At 59.4% G+C, this 15255-nt stretch carries 13 protein-coding genes; 3 read left to right on the top strand and 10 right to left on the bottom strand.

The annotated features are described in order from the left end of the window. Positions 1-136: 136 nt before the first annotated feature. Positions 137-787, top strand: a complete 651-nt coding sequence (locus tag V6936_RS09475; protein WP_003803450.1) for a VTT domain-containing protein — start codon at positions 137-139, stop codon at positions 785-787. Between the two features lie 51 nt (positions 788-838). Here V6936_RS09475 and V6936_RS09470 read toward each other — a convergent pair whose 3' ends face one another. The 7 genes from V6936_RS09470 to V6936_RS09440 form a co-directional block, all read right to left on the bottom strand. Next, complete coding sequence (locus V6936_RS09470; RefSeq protein ID WP_301606852.1) at positions 839-1816, bottom strand: FAD:protein FMN transferase; 978 nt, start codon at positions 1814-1816, stop codon at positions 839-841. Further along, positions 1797-3980, bottom strand: coding sequence for a PepSY domain-containing protein (locus tag V6936_RS09465; protein WP_336579785.1), 2184 nt, complete (start codon positions 3978-3980; stop codon positions 1797-1799). Before V6936_RS09465 ends, V6936_RS09470 begins: the two co-directional genes overlap by 20 nt. 9 nt (positions 3981-3989) lie before the next feature. Then, positions 3990-4469, bottom strand: a complete 480-nt coding sequence (locus tag V6936_RS09460; protein WP_003803447.1) for a DUF2271 domain-containing protein — start codon at positions 4467-4469, stop codon at positions 3990-3992. Between the two features lie 74 nt (positions 4470-4543). Then, on the bottom strand, positions 4544-4864 hold the full coding sequence (locus tag V6936_RS09455) for a PepSY domain-containing protein (protein ID WP_336579784.1): 321 nt from the start codon (positions 4862-4864) through the stop codon (positions 4544-4546). 458 nt (positions 4865-5322) lie between these two features. Next, on the bottom strand, positions 5323-6693 hold the full coding sequence (locus tag V6936_RS09450; protein WP_003803445.1) for an N-acetylmuramoyl-L-alanine amidase: 1371 nt from the start codon (positions 6691-6693) through the stop codon (positions 5323-5325). Further along, positions 6657-7157: a bifunctional alanine racemase/tRNA (adenosine(37)-N6)-threonylcarbamoyltransferase complex ATPase subunit type 1 TsaE gene (locus V6936_RS09445; RefSeq protein ID WP_003803444.1), complete on the bottom strand. Its 501-nt coding sequence runs from the start codon at positions 7155-7157 to the stop codon at positions 6657-6659. The genes V6936_RS09450 and V6936_RS09445 overlap by 37 nt, the downstream gene beginning before the upstream one ends. Before the next feature lie 9 nt (positions 7158-7166). Further along, positions 7167-8063 (bottom strand): AEC family transporter, encoded by an 897-nt coding sequence (locus tag V6936_RS09440; RefSeq protein WP_003803443.1) that lies wholly within the window; start codon positions 8061-8063, stop codon positions 7167-7169. Between the two features lie 208 nt (positions 8064-8271). Here V6936_RS09440 and V6936_RS09435 point away from each other — a divergent pair, with 208 nt between their 5' ends. Then, the gene (locus tag V6936_RS09435; protein ID WP_230406312.1) at positions 8272-9210 is read left to right on the top strand and encodes a tripartite tricarboxylate transporter substrate binding protein BugE; all 939 of its coding nucleotides are present in this window, start codon (positions 8272-8274) and stop codon (positions 9208-9210) included. A 70-nt stretch (positions 9211-9280) separates the two neighbouring features. Here V6936_RS09435 and V6936_RS09430 read toward each other — a convergent pair whose 3' ends face one another. Next, positions 9281-11569: an NADP-dependent malic enzyme gene (locus tag V6936_RS09430; protein WP_003803441.1), complete on the bottom strand. Its 2289-nt coding sequence runs from the start codon at positions 11567-11569 to the stop codon at positions 9281-9283. A 167-nt stretch (positions 11570-11736) separates the two neighbouring features. Here V6936_RS09430 and V6936_RS09425 point away from each other — a divergent pair, with 167 nt between their 5' ends. Beyond that, a complete protein-coding gene (locus tag V6936_RS09425) occupies positions 11737-12714 on the top strand; it encodes a LysR substrate-binding domain-containing protein (RefSeq protein WP_336579783.1) in 978 nt (325 codons plus the stop codon). Positions 12715-12851: 137 nt separating this feature from the next. On the opposite strand, the gene V6936_RS09420 is transcribed toward V6936_RS09425, so the two are convergent. Further along, positions 12852-14336, bottom strand: a complete 1485-nt coding sequence (locus V6936_RS09420) for an aldehyde dehydrogenase (protein ID WP_131071339.1) — start codon at positions 14334-14336, stop codon at positions 12852-12854. Next, entirely contained in the window at positions 14337-15224 is an 888-nt protein-coding gene (locus V6936_RS09415) for a dihydrodipicolinate synthase family protein (RefSeq protein WP_003803436.1), read from the bottom strand. Positions 15225-15255: the final 31 nt, after the last annotated feature.

The following is a 15255-nucleotide window of genomic DNA, read 5'->3' as shown; positions in this document are numbered from 1 at the left end:
GGCCTTGTGTGTATTCAGGGTTGAACGGTACAGGTTCAACGGGTTTCAACAGGTAGCGGCTTATTTTACCCGCTTGCTCTAGCGGGCCGGTCTGAGCCGTATCGGACCGGCTAAATTATTATTTTGGTGTGGAACTATGCCCGATTTACTCAGCATGATCCTTCATATTGACCAGTACCTGGGTGTGTGGGTCGAGCAGTATGGAGCATGGATTTATCTTGTTCTGTTCTTGATTATATTTGGCGAAACCGGGCTTGTGGTTTTGCCCTTTTTGCCAGGCGACTCCCTGCTGTTTATTGCGGGGGCCTTCGGGGCCTCGGGCATGCTGGACCCGGTGTTGCTCGGTGGGCTACTGATTGTGGCGGCAGTGCTGGGCAATACCGTCAATTACCATGTGGGACGTTATATAGGTCCGAAAGTCTTTACCCAGGAATCGCGCTTTCTGGATCGCCGCGCGCTGGTCAAGACCCATGCATTCTATGAAAAGCACGGGGGCAAGACCATTGTCATTTCTCGCTTCCTGCCCCTGTTTCGCACCTTTGCCCCCTTTGTGGCGGGGGTGGGCCATATGAACGCCTTGCGCTTTCAGGCGTACAACGTGACCGGGGCGGTGCTGTGGATTTGCAGCTTGATCACCCTGGGCTATTTTTTTGGAAATGTGCCCTTCATCAAGGCGCACTTGAACACTATTGTGTTGATCGGCATTGCGGCTGCGGCCGTGCCGGTTGTGCTCGGTGCCGTATGGAAACTGCTCAAACGCAAGAGCAAGGGGGACGCCGCGCTCTAGGCTGGCCGGCCATCGGGCGAGTGTACAAAAAGGACGCTAAGGCGTCCTTTTTTATTCTGCCTGCTTGGGGTCTGTCACCGCTTCGCTGAACCGTCCCAGCCCGACGGTGGTCAAGCGATTGTCGCGTCGCAGCAGCCACAGCGCCTCGATACCCAGGCTTTGTGCCAGTGCCATGCCATCGTTGCCGCTGACCAGCAAGGCAGTGGCCCAGGCGTCAGCCCGCATACAGTCTGGCGCCAGAACGGTGACAGAAGCGATATCGTTGCGAACGGGTGCGCGCCGCCGACCATCCATGGTGTGTGCGACTCGAACTTCACCGAGTTGTAGAAAGTGCCGGTAATCGCCGGAGGTGGCGATGGACAGATTATCCAATTCAACCACGCTGTGCGTGGCGCGTCGTCCGTCCTGGGGGTACTCGACCGCTACCGCCCAAGGTTGGCCTTGAGCCTGGCTGTTCAGAGCGCGAAGTTCGCCGTCCAGGGCCAGCAAGGCGTGATCAAGTCCATATTGACGCAGCACCTGGGCCATACGGTCTACGGCATAGCCTTTGGCGATCCCGCAAAGATCCAGCTGTATCGGCGCGTGCTTGATGGCGCGGCCGGCGGCCACATCCAGCTCCAGTGTCTCATGAGCCGGGGCAGAAGCAGCTTGGGCAGCACGACGGATGGCAGCAGCATCGGGGCTCTGTCGGGCCGGGCCAAAGCCCCAGGCCTGCACCAGATCCCCGACTCCAGGGTCAAAAGCACCCTGGCTGCGACGATTGACCTCCAGGGCGCAGGCCAAAACCTCAAGAATTTCTGGCGGTAAATCCAGCCAGGTGCCAGCAGGAGTGCGATTGAGCCGGTTCAGCGCGCTGTCGGGTAGCCACGGGGACATCTGCCGGTCCACCTGCTGGACAGCGTCTGCCAACGCCTTCTGCAGGCCTGCAGCCTGTGCCGCATCGTCTGTATCCACCAAGGCAGACCATCGCGTGCCCATGGTGGGGCCGTTCAGCGTCAGACGTTGAACGTCAGAAGAGGTCTTCGGCATAGCGCCCGTTCTCCTTGAGCCAGGCCAGGCTTTTGCCCATGTCCATCAGAATCGTGTCCAGCTCCTGTTTGACGGCCTGAGCCATGGGGCGGCTGCCACAAACACGCACAAGCGCGCCTTTTTCCAGAAGGGTACGGATCTGTTGAGCGTCACGCTGCACGGCGTTCTGGACATAACCGCCCCCATCGGGCATTCGGGAAAAAGTCGTGTGTAGTTCGCGCAGATGGCCCTGGGTCTGCCAGTCCTTGAGCTCCTTGCCAAAATAGAAATCCCGCTTGCAGTCCCGGGTACCGTAATACAGGTACATGGGACGATGGCGTGTGTTGTCTCGAATAAAGCCGGCCAGTGGGGCGACGCCGGTCCCTGCGCCGATCAGCACCACCGGGCGTCGGGAGCCGGTAAGCGTGAAGCCGGGGTTGGGTCGGATGAAGGCTTGAATCGTGTCCCCGATGCGCAGGCTATGCAAATAGGGAGAGCAGACTCCGCCGCTGGTGTGTCGCACACAGATTTCCACGAATCCATCCTGTTTGCCTGAGGCCAGAGAGTAGTAGCGTGGGACTGACTGCTCACCGGGAGGAAGAATGCCCAGCAGGTCTCCGGCCGCGAAGCGTGCCAAGGGCTGGTCGGGCAGCGCAAAGCGCAGGATGACGGCAGGCTGGCCCGCTGCACCGGGAAAGTCCTGGCGTGACAGCAGGGTCAGGCTTGCCATGCGCGGCAGTCGGGGTTGATAGGCCAGCGGCACAGGTTGACCCAGTACGTCGGACAGTGCGCGCCCCCAGCGGGCAAATTCCTGGGGGGACTGCTGATGGATACGCTCCAGCGCCATCAAGGGTTGCCACCCCCGTTCCCGTAAGCTGTGTTCGAGCGCGTTGGCAAATCCGCAGAAATCAGGAAACTGGCGATCCCCAAACCCTAGAACGGCGACTTGAGCGTCGGTGGGTGGCTGGCTGGCGATCCGCTTGAGTGCTTTTTGTGCGTGGGCAGGAGGCTGGCCTTCACCGTACGTGGCGGCGAGGATATACACATGGCGTGCCGCTGGCGGCACCCGCCAGTTCTCCAGCGATGTGGTATGAACCTGACGGCCCATGGCTTTGAGGGCATCGTGCAACGCTTGCGCAAAGCCCCAGGTACTGCCGCCTTCACTCGCGACAAAAATCAGGCTGTCGGCCTGGGTCAGAGGGCTATTGCCTTTAAGTCTGGGGCGGCTGCGGCGCGCTTGCCACCACATCAGAAGGCCTGTGTACCAGAACAGGGGGATGCTCGCTGCCGACAGGCACAGAAAAACAGCCCACAGCCAGGCTCCCTCTCCGGTATGCAAAAGCAGGGCCCAGTCGTAGAGGCGCTGTGCCTGGGTGGATGCTTCCCACGCCAAGGTCTGGCCCCTGTACTGGTCCGCCCAGCCCTGGCCTTGAGCGGTGACCACACGCCAGGTGTCCTGTGGATCATCGGGCGTGGGCAGATTGAGCCGTTCCAGATCCTGCGCGCGCAAGCTCCGAAGCAGTTCGATCTGGTCCGGGGGAAGGGGTGGCTGTCCGGTGGCTTGTGAGCTCACCTCGGGCTCCGTGTCCGGACTCAGGGTAATGAGTTCGAACGTGCTGGCGCTCATGTAAAGAGCGGTGGCTGAGGACAGGGCCAGGATCAGCACAATGACCCTGCCGCTCAGGACATGCAGGCGTTGGGGCAGGGTTCCGCGAACGGGGCCGGCAAGACCCCGCCATCCTCCCATGCGACGCAGCAGCAGTAGGAGTCCGGACACGGACAAGACCAACATGGCCAGCGCCACCATGGCGGCGGTAATGCGCCCCGGATCGTCCATCAAGAAAGTACGATGCAGGTTCTTGACCCAGCGTGGCAGCAGGGAAGCCTGGTAGTCCCCCAGAATCTTGCCATCTGCCGGGTCCACACGTACGGCCTGGGCTTGTCCGTCCTCAAACGCATAGACAACGAAGATCCCCGAGGGCAGATGACGGATTTCTTCTGCGCCAGGGACGGTGCCCTTGATGCGCTCAACCAGTGTGGCAAGCGGCAGGTCGGACTCGGTTGGAGCCGCCTGTACGGCGTTACGCAAGGGGTCAAGTGCCAACATCGTGCCCGTGATACCCAGAACCAGCGCGAGGGTGCCCGCTACCAGCCCCAGCCATCGATGGACGAATCGCCAGATCATGTGGATTCCTTACTGCAACTGATAGGTCAGGGATTGAATATATTGTTTACCTGCCTGGGGCGAACCGGCATTGGCGGCAGTCAGGGGAACACGGATTTCCGAAGGGCTGTCCCGCATGTCTTCGGCGGCAGCATCGACACGCAGCTCGTACCCGGCATCAATCAGGGCATCCTCCAGTTCTGCTGTCACCTCCAGCGTGCGTCCGGCACCGACGCTGGCGCCTGTTACGCCTTGCAGACGTTGCCCATCGCCGGCTGACAGGCGATTCCAGTCCGACAGATGTTTGTAGTATTTGGCTTTGCCGCCGGCGACCCACAGCGTGCGCACGTAGGCGCCTTGGGCATCGGTCAGGTAGACCGCCAGGTAGGCCCCGTCACCGCCATAGTTTTTCAGAGTGGTGGAAAGTGCCACAGTACGGCCCTGCGCTAAAGTGGGCAGGGCCACGCTACAGGCTGCGGCCAGGGTGGTGAGAAGAAAGCGTTTGGACATATTGGTCCTCCAGGGTGAGCAAAGGGAAACGACTTCAGGATGGGGGTAAGAGCGGCGGCACTCAGGCACACGCGTTAGTGGCTTCTTTCGCGGTCACGTTCGCGCTCCGGTTTGTCATGGCCATCGCGCACTTTCATTTTCACGACGCGCAGCGTTTGCGGATCAAGCTTGGCTTTAAATGAGCGACCCTGGGCATCCCGCCCGCGGATTTCATAGCAGCCGTCGTCTATTTTCAGGCGTTGCACCTCCCAGCCCAGACTGGCGGCATGTTCCAGCGCAGCATCCCGGCTCTGCCATTGCTGTACGGGGACATCACAGTCGTCGTCAGCATGGGCTGGCGCGGCCATCAGGGACAGACAGAGGTACACAATAAGCAGGCAGGGGCGGTGTTTCATGATCTTTTCCTTGTCGTTTGGAGCAAAGGCAGGAACGCTTGGCGGACGGGGCAGGGCAGGCGGGTCAGCGTGCTGAGCCAGGCTGCCACTTGTGGCAGAGGCGGCCGTTCAGGCAGGCGGCTCGGACGGGGCGGGCCCCGCCGCTGGATTTGTGGCTCCGGTCTGAGATGAGGCGCACGGGCAGGGAAGGCGATAAAGCGCCAGACCGGTCAGGCTGAACATAGCCTGGTTGGGACGGCGCAAAAAAGTAGAAGGAGACTGGATTTGCCTCATCGACTATCTCTTGGAGAGGTGTGTCGCTTAAGGTGTGCTCACGCAAAAGCGCCGTAAACAGGAATAGGGATAGTGTAGCGGGTAAGGAGGGCGGTGAAACGGCGTTAAGCCGGCAGCCATTGCCAAAGATCAAAAAAAAGCGCAGCAGAAAACTGGTGCGCTTTTTTGGGCAGGGGCTGTCGGGTTTAGCTCCGGCTGGCCAGTGCGGGGAATTCGGCAAAATACCCCCGGATACCGGTCAGAATAGCCTGGGCAATTTTGTCCTGATGGGAAGCGCTTCGTAACAGGCGTTCTTCTTCAGGATTACTGATAAACGCAGTCTCGATCAGGATGGATGGGATGTCCGGTGCCTTGAGCACCGCAAAACCCGCCCGCTCAACATTGCGTTTATGCAGACGATTGATCTTGCCGATCTCACTTAGCAATCGTGAACCCACTTTGACGGAGTCGTTAATCTGGGCTGCCGTGGACAAGTCCAGCAGAATCTGGGCGACCTGACGGTTGTGGGAGCCCAGATTCAGTCCACCGATCAAGTCTGCATCGTTTTCTTTCTTGGCCAGCCAGCGGGCGGCCGAACTGGTCGCGCCGTTCTGGGACAGGGCGTAAATGGACGAGCCACGGGCACTGGGTTTGATCCAGGCGTCAGCATGAATACTGATGAACAGGTCTGCCTTGACCCGCCGCGCTTTCTGTACTCGCACCTGCAGCGGCACGAAGAAATCCGAGTCGCGGGTCAGGTACGTGCGCATATTTGGCTGGGCATCGATCAAGCGTTTCAGCCGTCGAGCGATGTTCAGCACGACATCTTTTTCCCGTGTTCCACCGGGGCCGATCGCGCCTGGGTCCTCGCCGCCATGGCCAGGGTCCAGCGCAATCAGCAAGGGGCGATTGGGCGTGCCGGGCGTGGCCGCGGGAGCGGGGGAGCGGGGAGGCGTGCTGACCGGTGGCGGCGTCGGGCGGGCCACCGGAGGCAGTGTTTGCCCCTGTACCGTTGGCACGGGTGCGTCGGGCGAGTTTTGTGCCAGGCTTTCCAGGACGGAGGCCAGCGGATCGTTGTCATCCTGGATTTGCAGGGCCAGCAAAGGGTCTTGCGCAACGCGCGGATATAAGTCCAGAACCAGACGGTACTTGTATTCGCCAACGGGCTTGAGCGTGAAAATCTGCGGAGCGACGGCTTGTTTCAGATCCAGCACCAGACGCACCACGTCGGGGCGGTTCTGGCCCACGCGCACTGAGCGGATGTAGGGATCATTGGGGCGGACCTTGGACACCAGCTCTTCAATGGTGCGGTTCATGGTCAAGCCCTGGATATCGACCACCATGCGGTGGGGATTTTCCAGTGTGAAGTGCTCGGCCTTGAGCTCGCTATCCATTTCCAGGGTAACGCGAGTGTACTCGTCGGCCGGCCAGGTGCGGACCGCCACAATGGTGCTGGCATTGGCCAGTCGCGGGATGACAGGAAGCAGGAACAGGGTCGTGGCCGTGGCGACGAATCGGCGACGGGCCTTGCCGGCTGGGGCTACTTCTGCAGGCTGGGGGCGAGTGTCGTAATCCATAGCGTTCCTTTGGCGCTGTGTGCATCCAGGGTGGCCAAACGACCGTCACCACAATAATCCAGGTGTAAATCCAGATCGGGCTCGGGCAATAAATCCCCTGCTTTTTCGGGCCATTCGATCAGCACAACAGCATTGTCTTGCAAAATATCGCGAAAACCTGCATCGACCCATTCTCGTGGATCGCTAAATCTATAAAAATCAAGGTGATAGAAGTATAAGCTAGAAACTTTATAACTTTCAAGCAAAGCATAGCTGGGACTTTTGATACGGCCGGTAACGCCGCAGGCACGCAACAAGGCGCGCACAAAGTGGGTTTTACCGGCGCCCAGGTCGCCATGTAGATGGATTCGGCCGCCTGGCGGCACACCGGCTACCTGACCGCTGAGCAGCGGCGCAAGGCCCTGGGCCAGGGCGGTCGTGGCGTCCTCGTCAGGCAGGGATACAGTCAAGGAGTGCGGATTCATAGGCACAGATCAGGGAGCAAGGGATAACCACAGTGGAATGGTCAAGCCCGCTAGTATAGTGCCGATCGACATGCTCAGCGCGACCAGGCGGCTGTCGGCGCCCATGCGGGCAGCCAGCACATGAGCCGAGGAAGCGGTGGGCAGGGCGGCAAACACCAGTAGCATTTGACGCTCCAGGGCGCTCATGTCCAGGGCCCAGGCAATCAGCAGTGCGGCGGCCGGCAAGGCAAGCAGTTTGACGGTGCTGATCCAGCCGATCAGGGCACTGGCCTGACGTGAACCCTGCAGCGACAAGGTCGCACCCACGCACAGCAAACCGATACCCAGGGCGCACGCTCCCAGCCGGCCCAATGCGAGCTGCACAGGCGCGGGCACGGACAGGCCGGCCAGGTTCCAGGCCAGGGCTGCCAGGGTGGACAAAATAAGCGGGTTTTTAAGCAGCTCAATGGCGATGCGTCCTTGTTGACCGCGAGCCAGCACCGTGACTGCCACCATATTGGCCATCGGAACAGAAAAACCGACCAGCAAGGCCATGACAGCCACCCCTGGCGGGCCGGCAATTGCGCTGGCCAGGGACATGCCCAAATAGGTATTAAAACGAAAAGCGCACTGGGTCAGCGCGGCGTGTTGCAGGGGATCCGGTTTGAGAACCGGCAGTGCCAGCCAGGCCAGTGCCGTGCCTACGGCAATCAGGGTCGCGGCTGCCAGCAACAGGGGCCAGGTATCGCTCAGGTTCAGGGGGATGCGGGTAATGGAATCAAACAGCAAGGCAGGAAACAGGACGTAATAGACCAGTTTTTCCGCACCGAGAAAGAATTCCCGACTGAAATGAAAGCGATGCAGCAGCAGCGCCCCCAAGGCGATCAATAAAAAGTCGGGCAGGATCAGCGGGAATATTGTGACCATGATGACGGTAAATGCCAGCAGATATAGGTATATCCCCGGTGGGTATCTGCAACGATAATTAAGTATTGAGGGGACCGAGCTGCGCTATGATTAGTTAGGTCCCCTTACCCAGGGGAAGGATCGACAAAAAGATGAAAGAGGAGATGTTCCCATGATAGAGAAGTTTCCCAAGAAATTTGCGCTGCTATCCCTTTGTGCAAGTTTGTCCATGATCGGCACGGCAACAGTGGCGCACGCTCAGGCCGATTACCCCAGTCAGCCGATTCGCGTCATTGTGCCGTTTGCTCCCGGCGGTTCCACCGACATTGTGACGCGCATTGTGACCAAAGGCATGAGCGAAGTATTGGGCCAGTCCATGGTGGTTGAAAACAAGGGCGGCGCCGGTGGTGCTATCGGTGCGGCCGAGGCAGCGCGTGCCAAGCCGGACGGCTATACCCTGTCCATTGCCACTATCTCGACCCTGGCGGTGAACCCTGCCTGCCGCCCCAATGATTTGCCCTACGATCCCTTGAAAGATTTTGTGCCGGTCAGCAATTTTGCAAACCTGCCCAACGTGATCGAAGTCAATCCCAAGTTTCCGGCACAGAACTTCAAAGAGTTCGTGCAGCAGTTGAAAGACAATCCTGGCAAGTACTCCTACGGCAGCTCGGGCACCTGCTCGGTACTGCATTTGTTTGGTGAGGCCTTCAAGCTGGCAACCGGCACCGATATTGTGCACGTCCCCTATCGTGGCGCAGGTCCGGCGGTAACCGATGCGGTGGGTGGCCAGATCAATGCGATGTTCGATAATCTGCCCTCGTCCATGGCCCAGATTCAGGCAGGCAATCTGCGTGCTTTGGCCATTGCCTGGCCCGAGCGTCTGCCCGCCTTGAAAGATGTGCCAACCCTGGCCGAAGAAGGCTATCCGCAGCTGAACAGCCCTGCCTGGTATGGTCTGCTGGCCCCCAAGGGCACCCCGCCGGAGATCGTCGCCAAGCTGCATCAAGCGGCTGTTGAGGCGTTGAAGAAGCCTGAAATCATTGCGGCCTTGGAAAAGCAGGGTGCAACGCCATCGGGTAATTCGCCTGAAGAGTTCGCCAAGGAAATTCAGGAGCAATACGACTGGGCACATGATGTTGTCAAGAAAGGCAATATCAAGCTGGAATAAGCGCTTTTTGTCGTTCCATCAATAAAAAAACCGGCCTGAAAAGGCCGGTTTTTGTTTTTGTCTAGAGGCTTTAGCCGCGATTGGCCTGCAGCACAGTCAGTGCGGTCATATTGATGATGCGACGTACCGTTGAGCTGTAAGTCAGGATATGCACTGGGGCATTGGCGCCCATCAGGAAGGGCCCGATGGCCACGTTGCTGCCGGCAGCCGTTTTGAGCAGGTTGTAGCTGATATTGCCGGCGTCCACGTTCGGGCAGACCAGCAAGTTGGCCGAGCCTTTCAGTGGGGAGTTGGGCAGGGTGCGGCTACGCAGGGCCTCGTCCAGCGCGCAGTCGGCATGCATCTCGCCATCAACCTGCAGGTCAGGGGCCTGTTCCTGAATCAACTTCAGGGCTTCGCGCATTTTGGGGCCCGACGCGGCCGAGTCCGAACCGAAGTTCGAGCGCGACAGCAGGGCCACTTTGGGCTCCAGGCTCAAGGTGCTGAGCATGCGGGCTGCTTCAATCGTGTATTCCGCTATTTCCTGCGCATTGGGGTCGTCATTGACATGGGTGTCGGTCAAGGCCACCGTGCGCTCGCCCAGCAACAGGATGTTCATCGCGGCATAAACGCTGGAACCGGGCTTGCGTCCGATCATCTCGTCGATGTAGCGCAAGTGGTTGTGATAAGAGCCGATCGTGCCGCAGATCATGCCATCGGCATCACCCAGGTGCACCATGGTGGCGCCGATCAGCGTCAGGCGGCGGCGCATTTCCACCCGTGCCATCTCTTTGCTGATGCCGCGACGGCACATTTTTTCCCAGTAGGTCGTCCAGTACTGGTGGAAACGGTCGTCAGACTCTGGATTGGTCACTTCAACGTCCACACCCAGGCGCAGGCGCAGGCCGAATTTTTTGATGCGGGACAGCAGGACAGCGGGGCGGCCCACCAGAATCGGATGAGCCAGTTTTTCGTCCACGATCACCTGCACCGCACGCAGCACACGCTCTTCCTCGCCCTCGGTAAAGACGATGCGGGCTTTGCCGCCTTCACGTACCAACTGCTTGGCAATGGCGAACACGGGCTTCATGAAGGCGCCCGAGTGATAGACAAATTGCTGCAGCTTGGCAATGTAGCCTTCCAGGTCTGCGATGGGGCGTGTCGCAACCCCTTCTTCCATGGCAGCCTGGGCCACGGCAGGGGCGATACGCACGATCAGACGGGGGTCAAAGGGCTTGGGAATCAGGTAGTCGGGGCCAAAGCTCAGGCCATAACCGCCATAGGCGGCCGCCACGGCTTCGTCCTGCTCTTCTTCCGCCAGCGCGGCAATAGCACGCGCTGCAGCTTTTTCCATGCCGCGGGTAATGGTGGTGGCCCCCACATCCAGCGCACCGCGGAAGATGTAAGGAAAGCACAGTACGTTATTGACCTGGTTGGGGAAGTCGGAGCGACCCGTTGCCATGATAATGTCGTCACGAGCGGCCTTGGCCACTTCCGGCAGGATTTCAGGTGTGGGATTGGCCAGCGCCATCACAAAAGGACGGTCTGCCATTTTCTGCACCATTTCGGCTTTGAGTACGCCACCGGCGGACAGGCCCAGGAACACATCGGCATCTACAATCACATCAGCCAGCTTGCGGGCTTCGGTTTCCTTGGCAAAACGGGCCAGTTCGGGCACTTGATGACCGGGGCGGCCTTTGTAGACCACGCCATCAATGTCAGTCACCCAGACGTTCTCTTCCGGCAGCCCCATATCCACCATCAGATCCAGGCAGGCCAGCGCGGCCGCACCGGCACCCGATGTGACGACTTTGATCTTCTTGATGTCTTTGCCGACGACTTTCAGGCCATTCAGAAAGGCGGCTGTCACACAAATGGCGGTGCCGTGCTGATCGTCGTGAAAGACGGGGATGTTCATGCGCTCGCGCAGTTTGCGCTCGACCTCAAAGCATTCGGGTGCCTTGATGTCTTCCAGGTTGATGCCGCCAAAGGTCGGCTCCAGACCCGCGATGATGTCAACCAGTTTGTCCGGATCGGTTTCATTGATCTCAATATCAAACACGTCCAGGCCTGCAAACTTCTTGAACAGCACGGCCTTGCCTTCCATCACGGGCTTGGAGGCCAGGGCGCCAATATTTCCCAGGCCCAGCACGGCGGTACCGTTGGAGATGACGCCGACCAGATTGCCACGGCCGGTATAACGGAAGGCATTTTGCGGGTCGGCCACAATTTCTTCGCAGGCGGCAGCCACACCAGGGGAATAGGCCAGGCCCAGATCACGTTGGCTGACCAGGGGTTTGGTCGCGGCAATGGTCACTTTGCCGGGAATGGGAAACTCGTGGTAGTCCAGGGCGGCTTGTCGATCTACTGGTGAACTCATCGTGTCCTCTTGCTCAGGCGCCAAACAGATGTTTGGTGAAATCCAGGGAAGGTCTGGCCACTCGTACGCCAGTACCGGTTTTCAACAAGTGTAGATAATTAATCTGGCGCGGCTATTAGGGCTTATTATTACCCTATTAGTAAACGCTTATAGTGGAAGGTAAAGGCTTGGAAACAAACGATATCGCGCATCGCTTGGTGCAACGGCTCAAGTTGCGCCATCTGGCCTTGCTGATCGAGATTGAACGTCTGGGCTCACTGACCAAAGTGGCGGATTTGATGGCCATGAGTCAGCCTGCAGTGACCCAGGCACTGGCCGAGGTCGAGCAGGTGTTTGGTACGTCGCTGTTTCTGCGTTCCTCCCGGGGTATGGAGGCCACTGCACAGGGGCAGATTGTGATTTCACGCGCCCGGGCGCTGGTCCAGGACATGGAATTGTTGACCCTGGATTTGCAGGCCCACAGCCGGGGGCGTCAGGCTCATTTGCGTTTGGGCGTGATTCCACTGGTGTCCGGCAAGCTGGTGTCCACTGCTTTGCGGGCGACGCGTCCGCAGGGGCAGGTGGTGTCGGTCAGCATTACTGAGGGGCTGACAGAAACTTTGCTGGAGCAACTGCGCGATCATGCCTTGGATGCGGTGGTTGCACGCAGTTCCCCCGATCTGAATATGAAAGGGCTGCGCCATGAGGCCCTATATAGTCAGCAGCCGCGGCTGATTGCCAGCCGGGAGCTGGCGGGACGTCTGGGTCGCCGCAAACTGGACTGGGCGCAACTGCAGGACCTGGACTGGATTCTGGGACCACGTCATACCCCGATGCGACAGCAGGTAGCGAACCTGTTTTTGCGGGCTGGCCTGCCCGAGCCGGTGCCCAGCGTAGAAACATCCTCGCCCAAGTTGATCGGTGAGCTGATCGTAAACCATGCGCGTGCCGTGTCGGTGGTGCCTACTGAAATTGCCGAGGAACTGGTGCGGGTGTCGGGGGTGGCGATTGTGCCCTATTCCTTCGAGTGGGGCTTGGCACCCATTGCCCTGTTCACACGGATGGCGGGGCCCCAGCGTGCGGTGGACAAACTGTTTGCTCAGGAACTCAAGCGTGTGTGTACCGACAAGACGGTACCGCTGGAGCGAGGGGCCTTCTTTTACTGAAGCCGTGGATGTTGGGGAGCGGAGGGCGGCCCTGGAAAGGACGCCGCCCCCGCAGCCCCTGGTCAAACTGGCGTACCAAGGGGCGGGGGCGTTGAAGGGCCGATCATCTGTGGCGCCGCTTGCCGGCTCCAACCCACTTATTGGTTGACGTACCAGATCACCTTGGTTTGCTGGTACTGGTCCAAGGCTTCCATCCCCTTGTCCTTGCCGCCAAAGCCAGACTGCTTGAAGCCTCCAAAGGGCGCCGTGATATCGCCTTCGGAAAACCCATTAATGGAGACCGTTCCAGCCTTGATCTTGCGAGAGACGCGCTGGGCTCGACGTACGTCATGGGTATAGATGGAGGCGGCCAGGCCATATTGGGTGTCATTGGCCAGTGCAATGGCTTCTTCCTCTGTGTCAAAAGTGCTCACGGCAAGGACCGGGCCGAACACTTCTTCCTGAAACAGGCGGTCTTGCGGCGTGATTCCGTCGAAAATAGTGGGTTCGATGTACCAACCGCTGCCCAGTTCGCTGTGAATCCGCCCACCATGAACCAATTTGGCATTTTTGCCCGGGTTCTTCAGAAAGCTGGCGACTTTTTCAAAGTGTGCCTGCTCGACCATCGGACCAATCGCGACCTCTGGGTCTGTAGGCAGACCCACTTTCCAGGATTCCAGGCCCTGCTTGAGTTTTTGCAGCAGCGCGTCTTTCAGGCTGCTGTGAACAATCAAGCGTGAGCCGCAGCTGCAGTTCTCGCTCATGTTCCAGAAGGCTGCCGCCAAAATGGAAGGCACGGCCTCGTCCAGCACAGCATCGTCAAAAACGACTTGCGGGCTTTTGCCGCCGCACTCGAGCACGACTTCTTTCAGATTGCTTTCCGCCGAGTACTTCAGGAACAGTCGGCCCACGTCGGTCGAGCCCGTAAAAGAGACGATGTCCACGTCTTCGTGGCGGCCGAGCGGTTCACCGACCTGTTCGCCCGTGCCCGTGACCAGAATCAGCGCCCCTTCAGGAATGCCAGCCTGGTGCGCCAGTTGCGTCATCCGATAGGCACTCAGGCTGGTCAGCTCGGAGGGCTTCACAATTACAGAGTTACCGCATATCAGGGCAGGTGCCACTTTCCAGGCGTACATCTGGGCGGGAAAGTTCCAGGGCAGCACGGCTGCCACGACACCAATCGGCTCTTTGGTAATCAGGCCCAGTGCCTCGGAGCCGGTTGGAGAAATGCGACCAAAGCATTTGTCGGCGGTTTCTGCATACCAGCGGAAGGTGTCGATGGTGGCTGGCATATCGGTATTCAGGCATTCTGTGATGGGTTTGCCGGCGTCCACACAGTCGAGCGCTGCCAGCTCCTGGGCATGTTGCTCCAGCAAGGCAACCCACTTGAGCATGATTCTTTTGCGCTCAGCCGGAGATTGTGCCGACCACTCGCCAGACTCGAAGCTGGCCCGGGCCGCGTTGACCGCCGCCTGCACGTCAGCCGCCTCTCCCGAGGCGATTTTGCCAATGACCGCTAGATCAATGGGGCTGATGTTATCGAGCTGGGCCTGGCCGGCCGCCTGATGGGCGGGGATCAGGTGCGAGGCATGCAGCTTGCCGGCGCGGGCCAGTGCAAAGACGGATTCTATCTGCGTGGACATTCAGGCCTCCTGTGCCAGTTGGAAGGTGTTGAGTTGTGCCAGAAACTGATCGCGCTCCTCGGCCTCGACGGGCAGCAGCGGCAAGCGAACCTGGCCCACATCAATGCCATGGCGGATGCAGCCCAGCTTGGCTTTCTGGTTGTAGTTACCGGATTCCATGGCCGCGATCGCGGGCAGCATGGCGCTCATCATCTGGCGCACGCTGGCCCAGTCTTCACGTTCGGCCGCTTTCAACATTTGTACCTGTTCCGCAGGAAAGACGTTGGCTCCGCCGCTGATCCAGCTGCGAACGCCCCAGAACAAGAAGTCGGCTGCCTGATCGTCGCAGCCGCACACCACCTGAAAGTCAGGAAGATTGGCGTTCACCATGGCCACGACCCGGCTGAAGTTGCCGCTGCTCTCTTTGATACCCACAATGTTCTTGACCTGGGCCAGCTCGTAGACGGACTCCAGCTCAATCTGGATGCCAATGCGGGCTGGAAAGTTGTACATCACGATCGGCAGGTCGGTTGCAGCGGCCACTTCCTTGAAGTAGGCGATGACCTCATTTTGTCCGGGCAGGCTGTAGGGCGTGGGAGAGAGCATCAGCGCCTCGTAGCCCAGCTCTTCTGCCTCGCGGATGCGGCTGATGGCTTCGGCCGGCGACAGGGAGTTCACGCCGGCAATCAGGGTGGTGCGGCCCCGGCCGGTCTGCGCCACGATTTCCAGCACGCGGCGGCGCTCTTGTGCGCTCAAGGCGTAGTATTCTCCCGTCGTTCCGCAGGCCACGATGCCTCCCACGCCTGCTTCAATGAAACAGTTCACCAGACGTACCAGCGCGTCTTCATTTAACTGGTTGTTGGCGTCAAAGGGGGTAACGATAGGAACGAGAATTCCGTTCAGCTTCATGATGTCTCCAGATTATTAGGTGTTGGTCTAT

It is taken from the genome of Alcaligenes sp. CHO6 (assembly GCF_037120595.1).
GTDB lineage: Bacteria > Pseudomonadota > Gammaproteobacteria > Burkholderiales > Burkholderiaceae_B > Alcaligenes > Alcaligenes ammonioxydans.
The sequence above is the reverse complement of the archived record's forward strand: the minus strand, read 5'-3'. Positions and strand labels throughout refer to the sequence as shown.